General features: G+C 47.5%; 18 protein-coding genes. 4 read left to right on the top strand and 14 right to left on the bottom strand.

Going from position 1 to position 24,180, the window contains the following annotated elements; all coding sequences use genetic code 11:
* Nucleotides 1–52 precede the first annotated feature (52 nt).
* The 6 genes from KNO75_RS03510 to adhE all read right to left on the bottom strand — a co-directional run bounded on the left by KNO75_RS03510 (nucleotide 53) and on the right by adhE (nucleotide 8,735).
* Nucleotides 53–1,960 carry a PTS fructose transporter subunit IIABC gene (locus KNO75_RS03510; protein WP_214819803.1) on the bottom strand — a complete coding sequence of 636 codons (1,908 nt, stop codon included), beginning with the start codon at nucleotides 1,958–1,960 and terminating at the stop codon, nucleotides 53–55.
* Nucleotides 1,957–2,886: a 1-phosphofructokinase gene (gene pfkB / locus KNO75_RS03505; RefSeq protein WP_214819801.1), complete on the bottom strand. Its 930-nt coding sequence runs from the start codon at nucleotides 2,884–2,886 to the stop codon at nucleotides 1,957–1,959. Before pfkB ends, KNO75_RS03510 begins: the two co-directional genes overlap by 4 nt.
* Complete coding sequence (locus KNO75_RS03500) at nucleotides 2,883–3,626, bottom strand: DeoR/GlpR family DNA-binding transcription regulator (RefSeq protein ID WP_214819799.1); 744 nt, start codon at nucleotides 3,624–3,626, stop codon at nucleotides 2,883–2,885. Before KNO75_RS03500 ends, pfkB begins: the two co-directional genes overlap by 4 nt.
* 145 nt (nucleotides 3,627–3,771) lie before the next feature.
* The gene (locus tag KNO75_RS03495; RefSeq protein ID WP_214819797.1) at nucleotides 3,772–4,686 is read right to left on the bottom strand and encodes an alpha/beta hydrolase; all 915 of its coding nucleotides are present in this window, start codon (nucleotides 4,684–4,686) and stop codon (nucleotides 3,772–3,774) included.
* 88 nt (nucleotides 4,687–4,774) lie between these two features.
* Nucleotides 4,775–5,959, bottom strand: a complete 1,185-nt coding sequence (locus KNO75_RS03490) for a zinc-binding metallopeptidase family protein (protein WP_214819795.1) — start codon at nucleotides 5,957–5,959, stop codon at nucleotides 4,775–4,777.
* A 184-nt stretch (nucleotides 5,960–6,143) separates the two neighbouring features.
* A complete protein-coding gene (gene adhE, locus KNO75_RS03485; RefSeq protein WP_214788327.1) occupies nucleotides 6,144–8,735 on the bottom strand; it encodes a bifunctional acetaldehyde-CoA/alcohol dehydrogenase in 2,592 nt (863 codons plus the stop codon).
* 389 nt (nucleotides 8,736–9,124) lie between these two features.
* Here adhE and KNO75_RS03480 point away from each other — a divergent pair, with 389 nt between their 5' ends.
* The 3 genes from KNO75_RS03480 (at nucleotide 9,125) to KNO75_RS03470 (ending at nucleotide 11,827) form a co-directional block, all read left to right on the top strand.
* Entirely contained in the window at nucleotides 9,125–9,571 is a 447-nt protein-coding gene (locus tag KNO75_RS03480; RefSeq protein WP_031423822.1) for a MarR family winged helix-turn-helix transcriptional regulator, read from the top strand.
* A gap of 80 nt (nucleotides 9,572–9,651) precedes the next feature.
* On the top strand, nucleotides 9,652–10,365 hold the full coding sequence (locus KNO75_RS03475; protein WP_214795291.1) for a YebC/PmpR family DNA-binding transcriptional regulator: 714 nt from the start codon (nucleotides 9,652–9,654) through the stop codon (nucleotides 10,363–10,365).
* Nucleotides 10,366–10,507: 142 nt separating this feature from the next.
* Nucleotides 10,508–11,827: a Na+/H+ antiporter family protein gene (locus KNO75_RS03470; RefSeq protein WP_214819793.1), complete on the top strand. Its 1,320-nt coding sequence runs from the start codon at nucleotides 10,508–10,510 to the stop codon at nucleotides 11,825–11,827.
* Between the two features lie 138 nt (nucleotides 11,828–11,965).
* On the opposite strand, the gene KNO75_RS03465 is transcribed toward KNO75_RS03470, so the two are convergent.
* From KNO75_RS03465 to KNO75_RS03440, 6 genes are all read right to left on the bottom strand, one after another.
* On the bottom strand, nucleotides 11,966–13,417 hold the full coding sequence (locus KNO75_RS03465) for a glutamate synthase subunit beta (RefSeq protein WP_214819791.1): 1,452 nt from the start codon (nucleotides 13,415–13,417) through the stop codon (nucleotides 11,966–11,968).
* Nucleotides 13,414–17,853, bottom strand: coding sequence for a glutamate synthase large subunit (gltB, locus tag KNO75_RS03460; RefSeq protein WP_214819789.1), 4,440 nt, complete (start codon nucleotides 17,851–17,853; stop codon nucleotides 13,414–13,416). Before gltB ends, KNO75_RS03465 begins: the two co-directional genes overlap by 4 nt.
* Nucleotides 17,854–18,108: 255 nt before the next feature.
* Entirely contained in the window at nucleotides 18,109–18,861 is a 753-nt protein-coding gene (locus tag KNO75_RS03455) for a tryptophan-rich sensory protein (protein ID WP_214817471.1), read from the bottom strand.
* Nucleotides 18,862–18,977: 116 nt separating this feature from the next.
* Nucleotides 18,978–19,790: an aldo/keto reductase gene (locus KNO75_RS03450; protein WP_214788345.1), complete on the bottom strand. Its 813-nt coding sequence runs from the start codon at nucleotides 19,788–19,790 to the stop codon at nucleotides 18,978–18,980.
* 65 nt (nucleotides 19,791–19,855) lie between these two features.
* Complete coding sequence (locus KNO75_RS03445) at nucleotides 19,856–20,650, bottom strand: ABC transporter permease subunit (RefSeq protein WP_214819787.1); 795 nt, start codon at nucleotides 20,648–20,650, stop codon at nucleotides 19,856–19,858.
* A complete protein-coding gene (locus tag KNO75_RS03440) occupies nucleotides 20,651–21,523 on the bottom strand; it encodes an ABC transporter ATP-binding protein (protein WP_214819784.1) in 873 nt (290 codons plus the stop codon).
* Between the two features lie 121 nt (nucleotides 21,524–21,644).
* On the opposite strand from KNO75_RS03440, the gene KNO75_RS03435 reads away from it, so the two are divergent.
* The gene (locus KNO75_RS03435; RefSeq protein ID WP_214819782.1) at nucleotides 21,645–22,208 is read left to right on the top strand and encodes a TetR/AcrR family transcriptional regulator; all 564 of its coding nucleotides are present in this window, start codon (nucleotides 21,645–21,647) and stop codon (nucleotides 22,206–22,208) included.
* Between the two features lie 36 nt (nucleotides 22,209–22,244).
* Here KNO75_RS03435 and KNO75_RS03430 read toward each other — a convergent pair whose 3' ends face one another.
* Nucleotides 22,245–23,354, bottom strand: coding sequence for an NAD(P)/FAD-dependent oxidoreductase (locus KNO75_RS03430; RefSeq protein WP_214788357.1), 1,110 nt, complete (start codon nucleotides 23,352–23,354; stop codon nucleotides 22,245–22,247).
* A gap of 78 nt (nucleotides 23,355–23,432) precedes the next feature.
* Nucleotides 23,433–24,167 (bottom strand): Bax inhibitor-1/YccA family protein, encoded by a 735-nt coding sequence (locus KNO75_RS03425; protein WP_214819780.1) that lies wholly within the window; start codon nucleotides 24,165–24,167, stop codon nucleotides 23,433–23,435.
* Nucleotides 24,168–24,180: the final 13 nt, after the last annotated feature.

Below are 24,180 nucleotides of genomic sequence, written 5' to 3'. Positions count from 1 at the left end.
CTACCACAAAAAAAAGAGCCGCCACCTCTACTGAGGCAACGACTCTTTCGGTTTATGCGACTTCTTTTGATTGGATCGGTGTAGATGACGTTAACGGCTTCTTCAAGAATGAAAGGAGCAATGCGCCGACGAGGGCACCTGTCAAGATGGCAACGGCATAGAGTCCCATGCTCATCGCGACATTTCCAGCTCCTTCAAGAAGTGGGAAGACGAAGATTCCGCCGTGTGGGGCTGGCAATTGAATCGTGAAGAACGCTGACAATCCACCTGCGATTGCAGAGCCGAGGATAGCAGATGGTAAGACGCGAATCGGATCCGCTGCAGCGAACGGGATGGCAGCTTCTGTGATGAATGAGGCTCCCATGATATAGGCAGTCTTACCTGCTTCACGCTCTTGTTTCGAGAATTTCTGACGAGCGAATACAGTTGATGCGAGTGCGACAAGAATTGGTGGCACCATTCCACCCGCCATGACGGCTGCCATGACTTCTTGGTTTCCAGCTGTGAGGGCTGCCGTACCGAACACGTATGCAGTCTTGTTGATCGGACCACCCATGTCGACTGCCATCATACCACCGACGATAACACCAAGAAGGATGGCGTTTGCGCCGCTCATGCTGTTCAACGTATCCATCAACCATGTCATCAGTGCTGCAATCGGTTCATTGACGACGAGCAACATGACCATACCTGAAATGAACGATCCGAGTAACGGATATAAGAGGACCGGCTTGATTCCTTCAAGTGAAGCTGGCAACTTCGCAAGCGCCTTCTTCAAGAAGAGAACAACATAACCTGCCAAGAAACCGGCGATGAGACCACCGAGGAATCCGGCGTTCCCTTGACTTGCGAGTACCCCTGCGACGAGCCCTGGCGCGAGACCTGGACGATCGGCAATCGACATGGCGATGAAACCAGCGAGAATCGGAACGAGGAAACCGAAGGCAGCTCCACCGATAGTCATTAACTGGGCGGCAAATTCATTGTAAGACGGGTCATCCGGGTTCGCCGAGTTGATGCCCCAGAAGAAGCTGATCGCGATCAAGAGACCACCAGCCACAACGAGTGGGAGCATTGCAGATACACCGCTCATCAAGTGCTTGTAGATACCTGTACGTTGTTCTTTCGGTGCACCAGATGTTTTTGAAGCTTCATATACCGGCGCATCTTGATTGACGGCGCGATTGATGAGTTCTTCTGGTTTACGGATTCCTTGCGCGACCGGTACTTCAATGACACGCTTTCCAGCGAAACGATCCATTTCTACGGCTTTATCTGCTGCGACGATGATTGCTGTTGCACGATCGATATCTGCACGTGTAAGTTCGTTTTTCACTCCAGTAGAACCGTTCGTTTCGACTTTAATATCGACGCCCATCGCTTCCGCCTTTTGTTTCAAGCTGTCCGCTGCCATATACGTATGGGCGATTCCTGTCGGACAAGCCGTGACTGCTAAGATGAATGGTGCATCTTCATTCGTAGGTTTGACGACTTCTGGCTTCTCTTCAGCAGCTTCCTTCTCCTCGATGGCACGGAGGACATCGCTTTCAGAAGTTGCTGCATAAAGGCGCTCTTGGAATGCTGGGTCCATCAAGTAGACCGATAATTTAGAGAGCGTTTCAAGGTGTTCGTTATTTGCGTTCTCCCCAGCTGCAATCATGAAGAAGAGACGACTTGGTTGACCGTCTAACGCTTCATAATCGAGGCCTTCTGAACGACCGAAAGCGATGGCTGGTGTTTTGACGGCGCTCGTTTTCGCGTGGGGGATGGCAATCCCTTCTCCAAGTCCTGTCGTGCTCTCGCTTTCACGTTTTAAAATGGCGTCACGATATCCGTTACGGTCAGATAGTTTGCCGGCACGGTCTAGGACATCGACGAGTTCTTCGATGACCTCACGCTTAGAACTAGCGCGAAGATTCAATTGAATCGTATCGCGTTGGAGCAAGTCCGTGATTTTCATGTTGTTTCCTCCATTCGTTTAAGTGGTGTAAGTTGTACTTGATCGATCAATCGGTCAATATCTTGTTTTGAACAAAGACCAAACGTATATGCGGACGCACTACCTGTTGTGACAGCGTAGCGGAACGCCTCCTGTTCGCCTTTTTCTTTGACGTTTGCGACAAATCCGGCAACGAGTGAGTCTCCGGCACCGACTGAGTTGACGAGTTTCCCGACCGGTGTGTTCGCCGTAACCGCGCCGTCTTTGTTGACGAGTAGTGCTCCATCACCTGCAAATGAAATGATGACGTTTTTCGCGCCACGTTCGACGAGCTGCTCCGCATAAGGAAGAGCGTCCTCAAACGTCTCGATCTCTGTATCAAACAGTTCACCTAACTCGTGATGGTTCGGTTTGATCATCAACGGTTCGAGCGAAAGGACTTCAAGCATGGCATCTTTCGTCGTATCGACGACGAAGTCGGCACCTTTTTCACGAATAGATTCAGCGATTGTCCGGTATAACGAGTCTGGTAAATTGCTTGGGATACTCCCTGCAAGAACGACGATGTCACCTTCATCGACTTGGTCGAACTTGGCTTTTAATTGTTCGAGTTCACCATCCGTGATGTTCGGTCCGCTCGCGTTCAATTCGGTCTCTTCTTTTGCACGAATCTTGACGTTGATTCGGGTATTTCCGTTCACTTCGACGAAGTCCGTGTGTACGCCATGGTCGACGAGCGACTTTTTGATGAAGTCACCTGTCGTTCCACCGACAAAGCCAAGAGCTTTCGTTTCTTTTTCATATTCTCGAAGTACGATCGAAACGTTGATCCCTTTTCCACCTGCTCGTTCGGTTGTTTCTTCGATTCGGTTCACTTCTCCTAAATTTACTTCTGGTAATGTCACATAGTAATCAATAGAAGGGTTGAGTGTTAACGTGTAAATCATTTCGCATTCACCACCTTTGTTATTGTTTGGATGGAACTCATTGATGCATCGCTTGATGTGATCAATTGCGCAGCGTCTAACGTGGCGACTCGGCTGAACGTTCGTTTCCCGATTTTCGATGCGTCCGCGAGCACGTATGACGTCTGTGCTAATTCAATTGCCGTCTTTTTGACAAGCGCTTCTTCTGGGTCTGGTGTCGTGTAGCCTGCGTCAAGGTCGATTCCGTTCATTCCGAGGAAAGCGAGGTCAACTCGATAGTTCATCATGCTCTCACGCGCGTTGTATCCGACGAGCGCCTGAGTCGACCGTTTCAATTCTCCGCCAATCACAAACGTCTTAATATCAAGATCAAATAATTCATTCGCTATCGGTAGACTGTTTGTGACGACGACAATTTTCTTTCCTTCTAAAAACGGAACCATTGCCTGCGTCGTTGTACCGGCATCTAAGTAGATCGACATGCCGTCTTCGATGAATGTTGCGGCCTTCCGTGCAATCGCAACTTTTTCATCGACGAAACGATCTCGTTTCTCTTCAAATGTCGGTTCTTCGTCAGGAGTCGCGATGAGTGTCGCTCCACCGTGCACCCTTGCCAGATATCCTTCCGCTTCGAGGTCCGTCAAATCACGGCGGATCGTCGACTCCGATGAATTTGTCAAATCAACCAACTCTTTCAATTTGACGACTTTCTGCTCAGATAAGCGTTGTAAAATCAACTGATGTCGTTGTTTCGTTAACATCTTGTTCCCTCCATACGTCTAATATAAAGCGTTTTCATTATAAAAACAACTAAAATCATTCAAAATCATTCAAAAACATTCAGATACATTCAATATGTCACAATTATAACACAAAAAACGGTCAATAAATGACCGTTTTTTGTGTTTATGACTGTTTTCTTAACCACTCCACCATTTCTTGCACGAGTTTTGGATGAATTGGTTCATCAATCGCCTCGCGGTATTCTTTATGAAGCGTCAGAAGAGAATGCGGCGAATCTCGCTCCACGAGAAGGTGATTCATGTCATCGATGATAGAGGACGTAACTTCCCCTTTCGTCTGAATCATATGGACGTGTTCCGGTGGGACTTGAACGTCACGTCCCCCTGTAATCGCAAGGACCGGAACGGTGACATGTTCTAACCGCTCTCGTACGTCATACGAGGCATGTTCGCGAATCCATTTCGCGTTCACGACTTGTCCCCGATATTTAAATGCGGATACGTTCGTACGTAAAGATCGCTCGAGCAAATCATCCTGTCGTTGCCTTACTTTTTTTGCCACGCCTGTCACTCGGTAAAACATGCCTTTCAATCCTTTGACCCGTTCGACATCCTTTGCTAAGGCGTCTGCTTGATACAAAAACATCTGTTTCGATGACTCATGGAATCCTGATAATAAAATGAGTCCATCCGCTTTCGTTTCAAGCTGAACGGCAGGTGCGAGGACTGCTCCCTCGCTGTGGCCAAGTATATAGAGATGGTTCACGTCCGCTAGTTGCCGAATCGTTCGCACCACAAGAATCGCATCGTTAATCAAATCATGTAGACCTACCTTATTAAAGTCACCATCCGACTTCCCGATTCCTTGCTTATCGTATCGGAACACGTTGTAACCATGATCGTATAGTGCCTCAGCTAACTTGGCGTACGTATTAAAACCGACGCCACCCATATTTCCGTCACGGTCACTCGGTCCGCTCCCGCTCAACATGACAATGGTCGCCCGAGGCTCCTCATGTGAAAGAAAAGTTCCTGCAATCGTTCCATATGCTGTCGTAATCGTCATCTCTTGTTTCATCGTATCGCCTCCACTTCTATCATACCCGAAACCGGCCACCAAAAAAAATATGTCGCTGTCTCATCGGACAGCGACATTATGTGTGTAATTAATTAGTCAGCCAAGCGTGAAGAAAATCGACAGCATTGGATATTCCTTCTTCTGAAAGGCGTTCAAAGGAATCTTTCTCCGTCAGCACATGCCAACTCCCTTCAAGTGAGTCACTTAACGTGAGATATGTGAGTTTCGCTTCATCATATGCATCGCCAGGGGAACTCGCTAACGAGCGAACTTCTAATTCTTCAAACGGCTCCTCCTCAAGCAGAGAATAAGATTTCATTCCTTTCGTCCGAACGAACAAGGGACCGTCCCCTGTTCCAAGAATATCGAGCATGACGACCGCATCGATTTTCTCTGTTCGATTCGTCAGACGTTCAAGATAATCGTCACTCGCTTCTTTCGAGTTACCATTCCCGTTCAAAAAGACATATCGAATCGTGTGCTCAGGCAACTCAGCATTCATCACCTGCATCAGGTGGTATAAAACAGTTGAGGGACCGACCGTAGATAAATAATGTGCGCCGTGCCATGTTGAATCAAGTCGTGACATGATGATGATTTCCTTGTCTGACTTACCCGTTTGAACAAATTCGACATATGGGATTTCTTCGTGGTAGGGTTTGACCCTTACGGTTTGATCATCCTTCAGCTGTTCTGCCGTTTCCGAGTCTATCCCTGTACCGTCTAGTGGTAAATAGGATGATGTAATCAAATAACCCATATCAGATGAGTCATTTTCATACGGTGTGATGATGTATCCAGCAGCCCCTTTTGAAGCAAGTAATGACAAATAAGCGTTCGCTTCTCGGTCATTCAAAATCTCTCCATAGTAGTCGATTGTGTACGCATCTTCTCCGTTTTCGTAGGAAAACTCGGTCGTCGGTAATACGATTACTCTTCCTTTAACGTCGGGAATGTTTTGTCCCCATTGCATATGTAAAACCTTACCTTTAAACGGTTTTTCAAACAACATGTTCGAATACCCTTCAAACGTCTCGCCCTCAATCAGGAGTTCGGACCAATATGTCGTTCGCTCTGTGTAGTGAACGATTCGATCCATTTCAACCTGTAAATCGGTTCCTAATGTTTCAAAAAAGTCGGCACTTTCCCAACTGTCTGCACTTCGGTCGATTGACGAAAAATATTCAGCCGTCTCAATCGGCGTCGGATGAATCGGGTTGAAAAAGAGGAATACTGTCGCTACCGAGCGTAGCAGACCGATGATTAATAACATTCTATATTCTCCACTCTATAAGGTAATTAGCTATGTATGCCAAGTTTTATTATAAATTGCTATTTATATTGTGACTATTTAATTTTTCATCAATTTCAATATAATTTTGGGATTTATTTTTGTATTTAGGAAACAATAAAAAAGTGCCCGCTCTCTCGAACGGGCACTTTGATCGATTCTTTACTTATACACCTTCGTACGCTGCGTACATAATTTCTTTCAATTCTTCAACGAGCGGCATTTTCGGGTTCGCCGTCGTACATTGATCTTCGAATGCGTCGACTGCCATTTTGTCAATCTTCGCATCGAGTTCTGCTTTCTTGATGCCTTGCGCTTTGAACGATAATTTGATGTTCAACCGTTGACCGAGCTCGATAATCGCTTGGACGAGTGACTCGACACCTTCAGCTGTCGTACTTGCTGGAAGTCCGAGGTAACGTGCGATTTCTGCGTAACGCTCGTCTGCGATAAATGACTCATATTTCGGGAACGCCGCAAGTTTTGATGGGCGTGTCGCGTTGTAACGGATGACGTGTGGCATAAGGATTGCGTTCGTACGACCGTGTGGTACGTGGAACTCTCCACCGATTTTGTGAGCGATCGAGTGGTTGATTCCGAGGAACGCGTTCGCAAACGCCATACCAGCCATCGTTGAAGCGTTATGCACTTTCTGACGTGCTTCCGCGTCGCTACCGTTTTCATACGCTTTTGGTAGGTAGTCGAAAATCATCTTGATGGCGCGGAGGCAAAGGCCGTCCGTGTAATCGTTCGCCATGACTGAAACGTATGCTTCGATTGCGTGTGTCATGACGTCCATTCCTGTGTCAGCTGTAATCGATGCTGGTACGGTCATGACGAACTCAGGGTCGACGATTGCAACGTCTGGTGTGATCGCGTAGTCAGCAATCGGATATTTCACGTTACGTTTTTTGTCTGTGATGACGGTGAATGGTGTCACTTCAGATCCTGTACCAGAAGTTGTCGGAATTGCAATGAACATTGATTTGTTACCGAGTGTCGGGAACTTGTAAGTCCGTTTACGAATATCCATGAATTTCTGACGAAGGTTTGAGAATTTCTCTTCTGGACGTTCGTAGAAGAGCCACATCCCTTTCGCAGCATCCATCGGTGAACCTCCACCAAGTGCGATAATCATGTCTGGCTGGAAGTGACGCATCGCTTCGGCACCGTTCATGACCGTCTCAACAGATGGGTCTGGTTCGACTTGGTCAAAGATGCGATACTCGACGCCTGCAGGCAAGTTTTTGATAACTTTGTCAGCGAATCCGAGTTTGACCATCATTTCATCAGTGACGATCATCGCCCGTTTTTTCGTTGTGAGCGATTGAAGGTACTGTACTGAGTTCTTCTCGAAATAGATTTTTTCAGGTACTTTGAACCATTGCATATTCACGCGACGTCTCGCCACCTTTTTCACGTTGAGTAGATGTTTCGCCGTCACGTTTTCTGAGACGGAGTTTTTACCGTAAGACCCACAACCGAGCGTGAGTGATGGTGTCATTTCGTTATAAAGGTCACCGATTCCACCATGTGCTGAAGGTGAGTTGACGATGATGCGACAAGCTTTCATGCGAAGACCGAATTCGAGGATCGCATCGTCATCTGTTGAGTGGATGACTGCTGTATGACCAAGACCACCGATTTCGAGCATTTTTTCAGCGATGGCGAATCCTTCTTCACGCGATTGTACTTTATAAGCACCGAGAACCGGGCTCAATTTCTCATGAGAAAGAAGTTCAGTTGCGCCGACCGTTTCAAGTTCAGCAATCAAGATTTTCGTATCAGCTGGTACTTTGAGTCCTGCTTTTTCAGCGATCCACGCTGCTGGCTTCCCTACGATTTCCGGGTTAACCGCGCATGTGTCCGTGCGGATTACGAGTGTTTCAAGTTTTGCTTTTTCTTCAGGTGAGCAGAAGTAGCAACCAAGTGCCGTCATTTCGGCCTTCACTTCTTCGTATACTTCCTGGTCGACGATGATCGCTTGTTCCGACGCACAAATCATACCGTTGTCGAACGTTTTTGAAAGGATGACGTCAGAGATGGCACGTTTCACTTTCGCAGTCTTGTCGATATAGGCCGGTACGTTACCAGGTCCGACACCGAGTGCTGGTTTACCAGTCGAGTAAGCGGATTTGACCATCGCTGCCCCACCAGTCGCAAGAACCATTGCCACACCAGGGTGGTTCATGAGTGCTTTTGTTGCGTCGAGCGATGGAACTTCAACCCATTGGATCAAGTTTTCAGGAGCACCTGCCGCTACCGCTGCGTCACGAAGGACACGTGCAGCTTCACTTGAGCATTGTTGAGCCGATGGGTGGAACGCGAAGATGATTGGGTTACGTGTCTTGATGGCGATGATTGCTTTGAACATCGTGGTCGATGTAGGGTTTGTGACCGGTGTGACCCCAGCGACGACACCGACTGGTTCCGCGATGTATGTGATTCCGTTTTGAACATCGTCTTCAAGGACGCCAACCGTTTTTTCTCCACGGAGTGAGTTGTAAATATATTCTGTCGCAAAGATGTTTTTGATCATCTTGTCTTCAAAGACACCGCGACCTGTTTCTGTATGTGCTAATTTCGCAAGTGCGACGTGTTGCTCAAGTCCAGCGAGCGCCATCGCTTGTACGATATGATCGATTTTCTCTTGGTCGAACGTCATCAACGTATCGAGTGCGACGTGTGCACCCGCTACGAGCGTATCCACCATTTGTTCTGCCGTAGTTTCCACTTTTGCTTTCTCTTTGACTGCCATGTTAGGTTCCTCCTCATAATTGAGAGCTTTTAATGAACATATTGACTTGATGGAAGACACAATGTGATGACTGCTTTCAAGAGATTGTGCTTTCCTTCACATTCATAGAATACAATGTTTTTCAGATTTTGTGGGTGACAACAATGTGAACTCTTTCACAATATTTTTTCGCCTTTTGTTGATAGCTCTTGATTTTTATATGCGTCCTCAGTAAAATCGAATGCGTTTTCATGAAAATGTAAGTCACTATCAATGTAAACGCTTACATCAATTGTGTCTGTTGTATCTCTTCTATGCTGTATCAATCGTCACATCAACCCGTTTTTAGGTTCAACTGCACCTAACTCGTGTATAATGAAAGTAGAACCTAACTAGGAAGTGAATCTACTATGCCGAAACAAGATGCAGCGGACCAGTTCGTCAAACTGATCCCTTTAATTCGTCGTAAACTGCTACGTCGATCTGATTTTCCACAAATCCCGAATTTGAACTTCTCTCATTTCCATCTATTGATGTTGATTGAGGACGAGGGGGCTGTCACGAACGGTCGAATTAGCGAGACACTCTCCATCGCACCGCCGAACGTCACCCCGCTCATCACGAAACTATTGAATGAGGGCTATATCACACGCGTACCGGACGAACGGGATCGTCGGGTCATTTGGAATCAGTTGACAGAGAAAGGTGAACGTATTTTACTCGAACGGAGAGACTCGTTCCGCAGACTCTTCGAGGAACGTCTCGCCTTTCTAAATGAAGATGAAACCGATCGACTCATTGACAGTCTGAAGACGCTCACCGAGATTGTTGAGAAGATGGATAAAGGTGACGAGTAAAACTTCTCTCGTCAATTCACGCAACTTCTTATATAATCTGTAATGAATCTACGTACAAATGGAAAGAGAGATGACATGTAATGGGTCGTAAATGGAACAACATTAAAGAGAAGAAGGCGTCGAAGGACGCTAACACGAGTCGCGTCTATGCGAAGTTCGGTCGCGAGATTTATGTGGCCGCCCGTCAAGGGGAACCTGATCCTGAGTTGAACCAGTCATTAAAGTTCGTTGTGGAGCGTGCGAAAACGTATAACGTGCCTCGTGCAATCATCGATCGCGCCATCGATAAGGCAAAAGGTGGCGACGAGGAAAACTTCGATGAACTTCGTTATGAAGGATTCGGACCGAACGGTGCGATGGTCATCGTCGATACGTTGACGAATAACGTGAACCGTACAGCATCTGAAGTCCGTGCCGCATTCGGTAAAAACGGAGGAAACATGGGTGTCAGCGGTTCGGTCGCGTACATGTTTGATGCGACAGCAGTCATCGGTGTGAACCAAATGTCGGCAGATGACGTCCTTGAACTGATGATGGAACACGACCTTGACGTCCGTGACGTCATCGAGGAAGATGAGACGGTCATCGTCTATGCCGAGCCAGAAGCGTTCCATGCTGTTCAGACTGCGTTCAAGGCTGCTGGGGTTGAAGAGTTTGCCGTGGCGGAGTTGACGATGCTTCCACAAAATGAGGTATCGCTCGATGACGAATCGAAAGAACAGTTTGAAAAATTAATCGATGTTCTCGAAGACTTGGAAGATGTGCGCCAAGTCTATCACAACGTCGACATGTAACATGCCAGCGATAACTTTCACGAGTTATCGCTTTTTTCATATTCGATTTGACAAGGGTCACGTCATATGTTAAATTTCAAAAAGTCTTTATCATATTAAAGTGATACCAAGAGAAAGAAAATGTGAAAGGTGTTGGATCAATATGAACGCAGTACTACTTGCTGTTATCGTCTTGTTTGCACTCGCCATCAGTCGTGTGCACATTGTATTGTCCTTAATATTAGCTGCGCTAGTCGGAGGGCTTGTTGGAGGGCTTGGGTTTAACGATACGTTGACCGCTTTCAGCGACGGTCTTGGCGGCGGAGCGAGCATCGCCCTTAGTTACGCACTTCTCGGTGCATTTGCCGTCGGATTATCGAAGACGGGTCTACCGGACGTCTTAGCTGAGAAGTTGATCGCGATGTCAGGTCGTGACGTATCAGGCAAACGCGTGAGTTATGTCAAAGCGTTCTTATTGTCGCTTCTCTTATTGTTGTCAATCAGCTCACAGAACGTGCTTCCGATTCACATCGCCTTTATTCCGATCGTGATTCCGCCGTTACTCGTCTTATTCAATGAATTGAAATTAGATCGCCGTCTCGTCGCAACCATCTTGACGTTCGGTCTCGTGACACCTTATATGTTGCTACCTGTCGGGTTCGGCGGGATTTACTTGAACGAAATTTTGATTGCAAACGTCGAAGCGAACGGTTTGGCTGTCGGAGACGTCAACATCGTCTCGATTATGGGAATCCCAGCGTTAGGGATGGTCGTCGGTTTGATTGCCGCGTTCATTCACTACCGGAAACCGCGTTCGTACGAAACAATCGCACTAGGACCAACTGATTATGAAGTTCGTCAAATGAGTGGTTTCAAGATGATCATGACGCTCGTCGTTGTTCTAATCGTCCTCATCGTCCAATTGCAGACGGAGTCGATGATTGCATCGGCGGTGACAGGATTGATCTTGCTTTCTCTCTTCCGCCTCATCCCATGGTCAGAAGCCGATGACATTTTCACGAGCGGGATGCGCATGATGGCATTTATCGGTTTTGTCATGATTGCCGCTAGTGGATTTGCAGCTGTCATTCGTGAAACAGGCGCAATCGATCCACTTGTCAATGGCGCGAGCAATTTGATGGGTGATTCTAAAATGATTGCAGCTCTCGTCATGTTACTCGTCGGACTCGTCATCACACTTGGAATCGGGTCGAGTTTCTCAACCGTTCCAATCATTGCGGCGATCTTCGTACCGCTTTGTGTACAGTACGGCTTCTCTGTCGAGGCGACGATTGCTATCATCGGGACTGCAGGTGCTCTTGGTGACGCCGGAAGTCCTGCGAGTGACTCGACACTCGGTCCTACGAGTGGATTGAACGCTGACGGTCAACACGATCACCTTCGCGAAACTGTTTGGCCAACGTTCTTACACTACAACATTCCACTCATCATCTTCGGTGTGATTGCCGCGATGGTGCTTTGATCATTTTTTCCGTCGTGAATAAATGGTCCCTAATAAAATCAGGATGAGAATAAACCAGATTCCCGTATACATGAGGATTTCGGTGAACATAAAACTCCTCCTAAACAAAAGATAAGGAGCGACGGCAGTCGCTCCTTTTTATGATGAGGTTTTTAAGACGGTCTTGCAAGTATCGAGATACGCATCGACCACTTCCGCCACTTCTCGTCCTTCTCGAATTGCCCATACGATTAAGCTTTGACCTCGTTTCGCATCCCCAGCGACAAAGACGTTGTCCACTGCTGTATGAAAATCTTTCGTCTTCTCGACACCAATCTTTCTCAACTCGTGCTCCGGACGCTCAAATCCGATTGCGACGAGGACAAGGTCCGCAGGGTACATCTCCATCGAGTCTTCTTCTACGAAGAATGTCGCTTGACCATCTGGGTTGACCACTTTCGTCATTCGTTCCGTTTCGATTCCGGTGACTCGCCCTTCTTTCGTAACGATTTGGTTGGAGCGAATCAAGTACGTCCTCGGGTCTTTCTCATAGACCGCAAGTGATTCAGCGTACGCATAATCGGTCGTAAGCGTGTCAGGTTGAAGCGGCCAAGGTTTCTCAGGGGCACGAAGCAACCCTTTTGATGGATGCTTCCCAAACTGAACGACTGATTTTGCGCCTTGACGAATCGCCGTCGCCACGCAATCGGCTCCTGTATCTCCACCTCCGATGACGATGACGTTTTTATCTTTGGCATCGTAAACGGAGGCGAGAGAAGCTCCTTTACGTTCATGCATGGATGCCGTCAAATAATCCATGGCCATTTCAACGCCAACAGCATCATCGCCGTCGATCCCGAGCGTGCGTTGTTTCTGAGCCCCTGTCGCAAAGATGACCGCATCGTGATCGCTCCGAAGCGATTCGACCGTCACGTCGGTACCGACTTCCACGTTCGTCCGGATGACGATGCCCTCTTGTTCGAGTAAACGAACACGACGTCTTACGACATCTTTATCGAGTTTCATGTTCGGGATTCCATACATGAGGAGTCCGCCAGCTTCATCCGCCTTTTCGATAATCGTGACCGAGTGCCCAAGTTGATTCAATTGATCGGCTGCAGCCAACCCGGCTGGACCACTTCCAATGACGGCGACCGTCATCCCGGTCTTTCGATGGACCGGTCTCGGTTTTACCCAGCCTTCTTCAAATGCCCGGTCAATGATCGTTCGCTCAATCGATTTGATGGCAACCGGATCTTCACTGATCCCGAGTGTACATGATCCTTCACACGGTGCAGGACAAACTCTTCCCGTGAACTCGGGGAAGTTGTTCGTCTCCATCAATCGATGGTAAGCACCCATCCAGTCCGCTTTCGTGACGAGTTTGTTCCATTCTGGGATATAGTTGTGGATCGGGCAACCGATCGTCTCCTGACCAATCAAATCGCCGACGTGACAGAACGGTGTGCCGCAGTCCATACAGCGTGCGGCTTGTTGTTGGACGGATTGATCATCCATACGAGACGCATATTCATCATAATCCCTCACTCGCTCCTCGACATGACGTTCTGGCAGCGTCGTTCGCGCGATGTTCAAAAAGTTATGTTTCATACGGTACCTCCTTCAGTCACGACACGGAACAATTCAAGTGCTCGGTCGGCCTCACTCAATTCCGGACGATTCGCCTCAATTTGACGCATCACGTCTAAGACGTTCGCATAGTCTCTCGGAACGACTTTCACAAAGTGTGAACGTACTTGTTCAAATGTCTCTAAAATCGTCCGAGCTTTGACACTGTCCGTGTGGAATTGATGTGCTTCGAGAAGCGCATAAATTTGTTCCATGTCCTCATCATCCAGTTCTTGTACGACGGAGACGAGTTCTTTATTCACGAGTTGTTCATAGGCTTGCGTGCCGTAAATATAAGCTGTACCACCAGACATACCGGCTGCAAAATTTCGTCCGATCTGTCCAAGTACAAGGACCGTTCCTCCGGTCATATATTCACACCCGTGATCCCCAACGCCTTCTACGACTACCGTCGCACCAGAGTTACGAACGGCGAACCGCTCACCGACGTGCCCGTTAAAGAACGCCTGACCGCTCGTCGCTCCGTATAAGCAGACGTTACCGGCAATCATTTGTTCACTTTCATCGAACGGGGCATGCTTTTCAGCGATCAAAGCAAGTTTCCCACCACTCAAGCCTTTGCCGATATAGTCATTCGCATCCCCGATGACAGAGATGGTGATCCCGCTTGGTAAAAATGCTCCTAGACTCTGTCCGGCAGATCCGCTAAGCCGAAGCGAGATCGTATCGTCCGGTAGGCCAACCTGACCATGAACTTTCGTCACTTCAAACCCTAACTGCGTTCCGACCGCCCGATCCGTATTTCGGACCCGCCCTACGAAGAACGTCGGTTGGGTAGAAGTGATGGAGCGTGATACAGCAGGGATGAGCTTGCGATGGTCATAAGAGCGGTATGCCGGATGCGGTAGTTCTTCTCGTTCTGGTAACGGAGTCGGCATCGAGAGCATCGGGGACAAATCTAAACGCCCCGCTTTCGGATGATTCGTCTTCCATTCACTTTCTTCGAGTAAATCCGTCCGACCGATCACGTCGTCAAGCGATGTCACACCGAGTGATGCTAAAATTTCTCTGACTTCCTCAGCCAAGAACGTCATCAAATTGACGACATGTTCCGGTTTCCCCATAAATTTCTGACGAAGTACGGGGTCTTGTGTCGCGACACCGACCGGGCAAGTATCTAAGTGACAAGCGCGCATCATGATACATCCGAGGACGACGAGTGGTGCTGTCGCGAATGCAAACTCTTCCGCCCCGAAGATTGCCGCCATGACGATATCGCGGCCAGTCATGAGCTTCCCGTCTGTCTCGAGCGTGACTCTACCTCGTAGCCCATTCAATGCGAGCGTTTGATGTGTCTCGAGGAGACCGAGTTCCCACGGGAGTCCTGTATGCTTGATGGACGTCTTCGGAGATGCACCGGTTCCGCCATCGTATCCACTAATGACAATCGTATCCGCGTTCGCTTTCGCCACGCCCGCTGCGATCGTTCCAACTCCTGATTTCGAGACGAGTTTGACACTGATTTTTGCATTCGGGTTCACATGCTTCAAGTCAAAGATCAGTTGCGCTAAATCCTCAATTGAATAAATATCGTGATGCGGAGGCGGCGAAATGAGACCGACGCCTGGAACCGACCCCCGGACTTCAGCGACCCATGGATACACCTTGTTCCCTGGAAGTTGTCCGCCTTCCCCAGGTTTTGCACCTTGGGCCATCTTGATTTGAATCTCATCGGCATGGTACAAATATTCGGCCGTCACACCGAAACGTCCACTCGCCACTTGTTTGATACGACTGATCCGTTCATTTCCAAACTCGTCCGGCACGAAGCGGGCACGGTCTTCCCCGCCCTCACCCGAGTTACTTTTCGCACCGATTTGGTTCATCGCGATGGCGAGCGTCTCGTGTGCTTCTTTCGACAATGACCCGAACGACATCGCTCCCGTTTTAAAGCGACTTACAATTGCGGTGATTGGTTCAACATCATCAAGTGCCACAGGACTTTGTGCTTTAAAGGTGAACAATTGACGGATGAACTGTCCCGAAGACTCGTGCAATTTCACGTAGGCATCATAATATTTTCGTTCGTTTTCACGGCAAGCGCGTTGCAACAAATGAATCGTCTTCGGATTGAACGCATGTTCTTCCCCGTCTGAACGCCACTGAAAATCACTGCCCGCTTCAAGGGGACGATTCGTCGTATAGGCAGATTTATGGAGCGTTTTCGCCTCATCTTCTAATTCAATGAATCCAATCCCTGATAGTTGAGACGTCGTTCCCCGGAAATGTGTTTCAATCATATTTCGGTCGAGGCCGACAGCTTCGAAAATTTGAGCCCCGCGATAACTTTGAATTGTCGAGATTCCCATTTTTGACATGATTTTGACGATCCCCTCAACGACCGCCTTTTGGTACGAGCGAACAGCCTCTTCAAATGAATGAGCAATCTGCTCATTCTCCACCAAGTGTTGAATCGTCGCATAGGCAACGTAAGGACATACCGCATCAGCCCCATATCCGATCAAAGTCGCTGCCTGATGCACTTCTCGAACTTCTCCACTCTCACAGACGAGACTACAGTTCGACCGCAAGTTCTCCCGAATCAAGTGTTGGTGCACCGCACTGAGTACGAGAAGCGCAGGCATGGCAATCCGGTCATGTGACATGAGGCGATCAGATAGAACGATTACGTTCGCGCCATTTCGTACGACCTGGCTGACGTTTTGTAAAAGGGCTTCAAGCGACGCCTCTAAATCATCCTCGAACGTTGTATCGACGCGTGTGAGCTTGAGTCGCTCATCGATTTGATTGAGTGTCGCACCGTCAATGATTGGATGATCCAACCATACTCGTTTGGCATGGCCACGTCCGGTATGGACCGGATCTCCTTGCGGACCGATCCAAGTAAATGTCGCCGTGACGATTTTCTCCCGTAAAGCATCGATTGGCGGATTCGTCACTTGAGCGAAGTGTTGTTTGAAGTAATGGAAGAGCGATCGAGGGCGTGTGGAAAGAACAGCAATCGGTTGATCGTGTCCCATCGATCCAATTGGATCTTTCTCGTCTTGGATCAACGGAATCATATACTGTTCAATGTCCTCTTTTGTATACCCGAATGCACGTTGCATACGTTCGAGTTCTAAGACACTCTGCTCCTGAACACCTCTGTCCTCTATTTTCATCATTTGTTTGAGCCATTTATGATACGGCTCGGACTTCGCAATCGTCTCTTTAATCTCCTCGTCCGGAATCAAACGCTTCTCGATCAAGTCAATCAAAAGCAATTGTCCAGGTCGTAATCGCTGTTTTGATTTCACGTTCTCGGCGTCGACTGGGATGACCCCTGTCTCTGATGACAGAATCAACTCTCCATCCAACGTCTCGACGTAACGCATCGGCCGTAACCCGTTTCGGTCTAAGATTGCTCCGATTTGTCGCCCGTCCGTGAAGACGACCCCTGTCGGACCATCCCACGGCTCCATGATGGAAGAGTGATATTGATAGAAGTCACGTTTGAACGGCTCCATCTTTCCTTCAACAAACGGTTCAGGAATCAACATCATCGCTGTGTGCGCAATCGAACGACCGGTACGTGTGAAGAACTCGAAGGCATTATCGAGCATCGATGAGTCACTCCCGTCCTCCTGAAGGACAGGGAACAGATGGTTCACGTCTTCAAACAAGTCTGTCGATGTGACCCCTTCGCGCGCTCGCATCGCATCAATATTGCCTCGTAACGTATTGATTTCTCCGTTATGGACGATCATGCGGTTCGGATGGGCTCGTTCCCAGGAAGGAAACGTATTTGTTGAGAATCGTGAATGGACGATTCCGAACGTGCTCTTGTAGTGTGGAGATTGCAAGTCCAAATAAAAAGCGTCGATTTGAACAGGCGTCAACATCCCTTTATAAACAATCGTTTTTGTCGATAGACTTGCAATATATAAGTGTAACGATTCGACTTTTTCAATCTTTCGACGGAGTTCATAGAACACACGTTCATTCGCATCTTCATCGAGGAACGGACATGAGATAAACCACTGATAGATGACTGGTTGTGTCACACGTGCATGTTCTCCGATTTGCGTCGAATCCACGGGAACTTCTCGCCACTCGATGGTCGAGCAGTCTAATTCATCCGCCATACGCTCCATCAATTTGATTTTTTCTTGTAGTCGATCTTCAGATGGCTGAAAAAAAACCATTCCGACAGCGTAGCGACCGAGTGACGGAAGGTTCATCGTTTGCGTAAACAATTCATGTGGGATTTCGGTCATGATACCTGCACCATCGCCGGCATCGATGACACCTTGTCCTCCTCGGTGCTCCAAGTTGCATAACATCGAGAGGGATTTACGGACAATCTCATGTTTTTTTAGTCCGTGTAGATTGACGTATAATCCAATCCCGCATGCGTCTTTTTCAAATCTTGAGTCATACAGTCCAACTCGACTCATATCATCGACCCCTTTCACTCACAGTTTCGTAATTAACATTCTGTTCTAAATATTCTGAAAAATCAAGTGGACTGTATGTATTTTTGCATAATAGAAATGTCTGCAAACGTCTATGAAAGCGTATACACAACTGATATCAACAGGTTTTATCGTTTTAGTTATGTTAGATAAAGAATAAATATCCACGAATATTATTTATTTATAGGTTCTTACGAACACAAAAAAGGATATCTATGAAGATATCCTTTTCTTTATTCATTGTTGTACTGTTTTTCGCGGATGATGGAGAAACGATTTAGGACGCTTCCACAAGATCAAACCGATATACCCGATTGCGAGCAACGCGAGCGCACTGACGATGACGACATATAATGTCCCCTCTTCAATTCTCGCAAAAATACCGATATACGCCCAAACGAATACGAGTGGGTATATGAAATCATGATGCCACCACATGAAAAGAAGTGCCAAAACGACACCGACCATGAGCATGAGCGAGGTCCAAGCAAGTTCATCAAGGCCTAAGAACGACGTGATTCGTTCCGTCTTCATCACGACGAATGTATTGACGATTGTCGCGACCGATACCCAACCGATATAAATCGAGAACGGGAAGCGGTCGAGCCAGCTCGTGGATGTCCGGAAGGCGATGTAGTACAGCCAGCAAAGAGACGCTAGGAACGAAACCATAATCACAAGGGAGAGCACGAACCACTCATTCGTAAATGCAAGGAGCCATAATCCGTTCAACACACAAGAAATGAGGAATCCTGCTTTCATGCGCTCAGCCTGCCGATTCGCCGTCGTTCCTTTCTTTAGTTGTAAGACTAACCATACAAGTAACGCCACATAGATGACACCCCAAATCGAGAAGGCGTAACCCGCCGGTTTAAAATAGATATCGATTCGGTCTGAAACTGCGGCATTGTCACCGCTCGCAAAGTAATTGATGACGACGGTCGCCAAAAAAGCGACCCAGTTCACAATTGGCCATTTTGATAAGTCCATATGCACGATCTTCGAAATGAAGACCAAACACCTCCTTTTAGCAACATAACAATCTTTACCCGCATCCATGTGACTCTACACGTAGAAAGGGGCTCGCATATGCGAGCCCCCCTCTATTAAAAGTCGATTTCATCCGGGTCTGGCCCAAGGCGTTCACCTGTCGCCACTTGGTCGATTTTCGCTAAATCGTCCGCATCGAGTGAAAAGTCGAATACATCGAAGTTTTCACGGATTCGGTGCGGTGTCACCGATTTTGGCAATGCCACATGACCCGATTCGAGATGCCAACGAAGTACTACTTGCGCTGGTGTCTTCCCGTGCTTCTCTGCAATCTCAGAGAAAGTTGGGATGTCTAGGAACTTACCTTGCATAAGAGGACTCCATGCCTCGATTTGGATGCCTTCATCTTGGCAATAGTCCAATAAATCCGGTTGTGGAAGCTGAGGATGAAGTTCTACCTGATTGATGAGTGGTGTCATCAACCCTTCCTCTTTTAACGCTTCTAGATGATGTTCCTTAAAGTTGGACACACCAATTGCCTTGATTTTTCCTGCTTCATATAAGTCGATGAGGTCTTTCCATGCATCGACGAAACCATCTACCGGCCAGTGAAGAAGACAAAGATCCAAATAGTCTGTCTCAAGGCGCTTCAATGAGTCTTCAAACGCTTCTTTCGTCTTCCCTTCACGGATATCATCATTCCAAATTTTCGATGTGATGAATAGGTCAGAACGGTCGACTCCCGAGATTTTAATTCCTTTTGCGACACCTTCTTCGTTTTTATAGATGGCAGCCGTATCGATATGACGGTATCCAGTCTTCAGCGCCTCGACGACAGCGGCTGGTGCTTCCGTCTCATTGTCGACTTGCCACACACCAAACCCAATCATCGGAATCTCTACTTTGTTTCGTAACGTAGCATATAGCATTTCATTCATCCCCTTTTCTTTCTAACGAGCTGATTGTATCATACCCGACAATTTATTTCGGAAAACTAAATCGTTAAATCTTTTCGGGTAAATCGGATGAATGAAAGAGATGAAAAAACAATCAATAAGCCGATTAACCAAATAAAGTGAACGCCACCGAACTCTTCACGCATGATGGACGGAGCATCGAAGAGAGAGAAGAAAGAGATGTTTCCTAACCATTCAAACTGCTCACTTACTCCGTTGATAATATTCACCATCAAGAAGAACGTGAAGATTCCGCCGGACACCATATAAGATTTACTACTATCATCAAACAAACTGGCCAGCATATAGGCGACGACACCTAATACGAGTAGCATGAGAGCCCCATTTAATTGAAGCATCCATAGAATCGTATAGTCGATTTGTAAATCGAACAATAGATCTGCTGCCATGAGACTGAGGCCATTCAATCCGACAAATAGAACTACCGCTATGATGAGGATGATAAACGTGGACAACACATACGTGACACGAGAAATGGGGGCAGCCATATACAACATGATTTCCCCTGAATCGACCGGTTTTGCCAATAGTTTTGAGGCAAACGTCAACGCAAACAATACGGCAAGTACATAGAAAATCAATCCATAATAATTACTCGACAGTAAGTTGAGTAGATTATCCATCGCCATCGTCGCATCGATTTGAAACACTTCGAGCAACTCAGGCGGCAGCGACTCTAATTTTGCTTCAATTAATCCCGTCTCCTGAATGGACGGGAAAATCGCAGCCAAAAAGAATAGGTAGACACTCGTCCCGACCGAATAACCGAGAATCCAACTCCGATTCTGTTTAAACATGGAGTGTATTAACATTTATGTCGCCTCCCCGTAATACTGCATAAATAAATGTTCGAGTTCGTCTGCGCCACTTTCTAATGAACGAATTTCAAAGTTGGTAAGCGTTCGAATCAGGTTGTTCAAATCTTGTGGCGATGTGATGGCGACTTCAACGTGTGCACCATCTCTCGTCCCAGAAGTTTCAGTGAATCGGACTGCCTCATCCTCCGTCGCAAATTCGATTCGATACCGTTTCACGCTATGCTGCCGAAGCTCTTCCATATCTTCCTCGATGATGATACGGCCGTCTTTAATCAATGCGGCACGATCGCACGTCCGCTCCATTTCCGGGAAGTGGTGTGAACTCATGAGAATCGCCTTTCCCGCTTGTTTTTCTTCAATGAGCCAATCAATCAATCGTTCCTGCATGAGTGGATCGAGTCCACTCGTCGGCTCATCTAGGAGATAGACGGGCGCCTCCTTCATGAAGCAGGTGATGATGGAGAGCTTTTGTTTCATCCCTTTGGACATCTTCCGGACTTTCGTCGACTCATCGAATGCGAAACGTTCACGAAGTCGTTGTTCTCGTTTGGTATCCGTCTTGTGTAAATGACGCGTCAATCGAATGATTTCTTCTCCGGTCATATTTTGAGGGTAGTTGATTTCCCCCGGCAAATATCCAACGTTGTGCTTGACCTGCTCGGTTTCTTTCCAGCAGTCAAACCCGTTAATGGTTGCTCTGCCTTCGCTTGGTTTCAACAGACCCATCAAATGACGAATCGTTGTTGATTTGCCGGCTCCGTTCGGTCCGATGAATCCGAAGATCGTTCCCGGTGACACTTGAAGTGATACATCAAAAATGCCGTGAGTTGCATCGAATCGTTTTGTTAATCGCTCAATCCGAATCATCACAAACCCTCCTTTTTTGAAATATATGATTGATATGATTACAAAACTAGTATATCACGTTCTTTTTTGAAATGGAAATGGTATATTTATTACAAAACTAGAGGAAGGAGCGCTCTGACGAATGGATGGATTCGCAAAACGCACTGAAGAAAAACGACAGGCCATCTTAAGTGCCGCCTATGACTTGATGACAGAGAAGCAATCTCGATTTACCGTAAGTGAACTCGCCAAGCAAGCACATGTCTCTCCTGTGTCGATCTATAATTACTTTGGTTCGAAAGAACAAGTCATGGTGGAAGTATTGAATCAGATGACGGAGGAACAAATGAATTGGATTGATGCGCAACTTGAGTCGAACGCTCCGTTTGAGACGTTACTCATCGATATTTTGAAACGTAAAATCAAAACAGCTGTTCTTTTTGACGAGACCGTCACCACGATGATTCAGCAAGATCCGAACTGGGAACAGTTGGCGTCCCGTGGCTATGCATCCTTCGCTAGATTGATTGAGTATGGGAAACAACAAGGCGCGATCGATGCCACGTTATCGACCAGTTCTTATTTACGTTACGTCCAATTGATGCAACAGGCTATCCTATCTGATCCTCATTTTTCAATCGGGGATATGAAAGAGACAATGGAAAACTATTTTCATTTCTTTTTGAATGGCATCATCAAACGCTAAAGAGGTGGCTGTCTATGAACAGACAACCACCTCAACTTATGCTTTAAATATAAAATCTTCTATCGGATAAAGGGAAAGATCTACTTCACAATCACCCGTCAGGACGAGGTCACTCAACACTTTACCGATGAACGGACCAACTGTTAAACCGGATGACCCTAATCCGTTCGCCACAACCAATTTTTCAGCACCGGGAACTCTCCCGAGCACTGGAATCGAGTTCGGGGTGACTGGACGGAAACCGACTTTCGTTTCGATGAGTTCTGCTTCCGCAAGCCCAGGTGCTGACTCAAGTCCTTTGCTTAGCACTTCGTGAACGCCTATCGCGGTCGGTCGAACATCGAACGCTTTTCCTTTTTCGTGGGTGGAGCCGATGACGACCTTCCCGTCTTCAAATCCAAGTAAATAACGGCGCCGTGGCGGCATGACGACCGGCCAATCCGACGCGTCGGTATCTTTTAACTGGACGTGAACGAGCTGCGCTTTCTCTCCGTCGACACGAACCGTATATCCGAGAGGCTGTAACAGTTCCGGCAGCCACGCCCCTGCCGCAATGATGATTTCATCCGCCTCATATACAACCCCGTCACATTCAACGCCAATTGTATCCCCGCCAGTCAAACGTGCCGAACCGTTTACAAATGTCACACCGCGTTTCATGGCGACTCGCTCGAGTGCAGCCCGGAACTTCCCGCCGTCCACGCGTGCCCCACCCGTGACAAGAAGCGCATCATATTCATCCGATAATGGAGGAAAACGACGTTGCGCCTCTTCGGCGGTCAATCGTTCTAGTTCACCGATTTCTGGTGCCTCTTCGCGACGAATCATCGTCCGCTCCATCATTTGATCGAGTTTTGTTTCTTCATGGAGGGCTAGTGTTCCGACACGTTTGTAACCGGTCTCTGTCTCTCCTTCTGTTTCTAACTCTTTCACGACCTGAGGATAATAATTCGCACCTCCTTTAGCAAGTGCGTACCATGCTTTGTTACGGCGCTGCGCGATCCACGGGCATACGATGCCTGCCGCCGCATCTGTCGCACGACCTTCTTCTTTGCGGTCGATGACCGTCACGTCAGCTTTCCCAGCTAAATGATAGGCTGTCGAGATACCAACGATTCCCGACCCGATAATCACAATTTTCTTCATCATGAATCTGTCCTTACAGACAGATCAACACATCCTTTCGTGAAAAAATCATCGACCCGATGGATCGATGATTGATCATTATTCTCTCATCGCTAGACGATACAATAAGTCTAACAATTCAATATACAACCAGACGAGCGTGACGATTAATCCGAACGCCGCCACCCATTCTAATTGTTTTGGAGCCCGTTCCTCGACTTGACGAGCGATGAAATCAAAGTCTAAGACGAGTGCGAGCGAGGCGACGATGACAATGACAAATTGTACACCAATCGCAAGCGGGCTAGAACCTGTCATAAATGCCAACCCTGAACCGAATAGGCTCATGACGAGTTGGACGAGATATAACAGCATGACTGTAAACATGGCAGCCATGACCCCGGCTCTGAACTTTTGCGTCACTTTGACAAGTCCTGTCGTATAGACAAACCACATCGCAAAGGCGACGACGAACGTCGTCATGACGGCACGACCGACGATACCAGGGACCATCGCTTCAAAGAAGTATGAAATCGAACCGACGAAGACCCCTTCGATGATTCCGTAAAGAGGAGCTACGATTGGTGCCGTATTCGGCTTGAACGTGATGAGTAACGCAAAGATAAAAGCGAGGATGAGTGACCCGATCATGAGCGGGAATAAGAGCCCTTCCCCGATTGTAGGAACGACGAGCCATGTCGTTCCAGCTGCCGCTGTCACGAGAAGAAGCAAGGTGAACACTTTTGACCATGTTCCTGCTTTCGTCATCGGCTCGGCACTGTAAGCTGTAGACTGCATTGATTTACGAAGTAGTGGATTCGATTTTAAGTTCAACGTTGTATAGCTC

It is taken from the genome of Exiguobacterium sp. s35, from assembly GCF_018617535.1.
GTDB lineage: Bacteria > Bacillota > Bacilli > Exiguobacteriales > Exiguobacteriaceae > Exiguobacterium > Exiguobacterium aestuarii.
This window is presented reverse-complemented; position numbering and strand designations above follow the sequence as displayed.

Excerpts from the sequence above, each read along its gene's own strand:
- KNO75_RS03450 (WP_214788345.1), bottom strand. The coding sequence starts at position 19,790 with ATGCTATATGCTACGTTACGAAACAAAGTAGAGATTCCGATGATTGGG.
- KNO75_RS03435 (WP_214819782.1), top strand. The coding sequence starts at position 21,645 with ATGGATGGATTCGCAAAACGCACTGAAGAAAAACGACAGGCCATCTTA.
- KNO75_RS03445 (WP_214819787.1), bottom strand. The coding sequence starts at position 20,650 with ATGTTAATACACTCCATGTTTAAACAGAATCGGAGTTGGATTCTCGGT.
- KNO75_RS03495 (WP_214819797.1), bottom strand. The coding sequence starts at position 4,686 with ATGAAACAAGAGATGACGATTACGACAGCATATGGAACGATTGCAGGA.
- KNO75_RS03465 (WP_214819791.1), bottom strand. The coding sequence starts at position 13,417 with ATGAAACATAACTTTTTGAACATCGCGCGAACGACGCTGCCAGAACGT.
- KNO75_RS03470 (WP_214819793.1), top strand. The coding sequence starts at position 10,508 with ATGAACGCAGTACTACTTGCTGTTATCGTCTTGTTTGCACTCGCCATC.
- adhE (WP_214788327.1), bottom strand. The coding sequence starts at position 8,735 with ATGGCAGTCAAAGAGAAAGCAAAAGTGGAAACTACGGCAGAACAAATG.
- KNO75_RS03475 (WP_214795291.1), top strand. The coding sequence starts at position 9,652 with ATGGGTCGTAAATGGAACAACATTAAAGAGAAGAAGGCGTCGAAGGAC.
- KNO75_RS03500 (WP_214819799.1), bottom strand. The coding sequence starts at position 3,626 with ATGTTAACGAAACAACGACATCAGTTGATTTTACAACGCTTATCTGAG.
- KNO75_RS03510 (WP_214819803.1), bottom strand. The coding sequence starts at position 1,960 with ATGAAAATCACGGACTTGCTCCAACGCGATACGATTCAATTGAATCTT.
- pfkB (WP_214819801.1), bottom strand. The coding sequence starts at position 2,886 with ATGATTTACACGTTAACACTCAACCCTTCTATTGATTACTATGTGACA.
- gltB (WP_214819789.1), bottom strand. The coding sequence starts at position 17,853 with ATGAGTCGAGTTGGACTGTATGACTCAAGATTTGAAAAAGACGCATGC.
- KNO75_RS03440 (WP_214819784.1), bottom strand. The coding sequence starts at position 21,523 with ATGATTCGGATTGAGCGATTAACAAAACGATTCGATGCAACTCACGGC.
- KNO75_RS03490 (WP_214819795.1), bottom strand. The coding sequence starts at position 5,959 with ATGTTATTAATCATCGGTCTGCTACGCTCGGTAGCGACAGTATTCCTC.
- KNO75_RS03480 (WP_031423822.1), top strand. The coding sequence starts at position 9,125 with ATGCCGAAACAAGATGCAGCGGACCAGTTCGTCAAACTGATCCCTTTA.
- KNO75_RS03430 (WP_214788357.1), bottom strand. The coding sequence starts at position 23,354 with ATGAAGAAAATTGTGATTATCGGGTCGGGAATCGTTGGTATCTCGACA.
- KNO75_RS03455 (WP_214817471.1), bottom strand. The coding sequence starts at position 18,861 with ATGGACTTATCAAAATGGCCAATTGTGAACTGGGTCGCTTTTTTGGCG.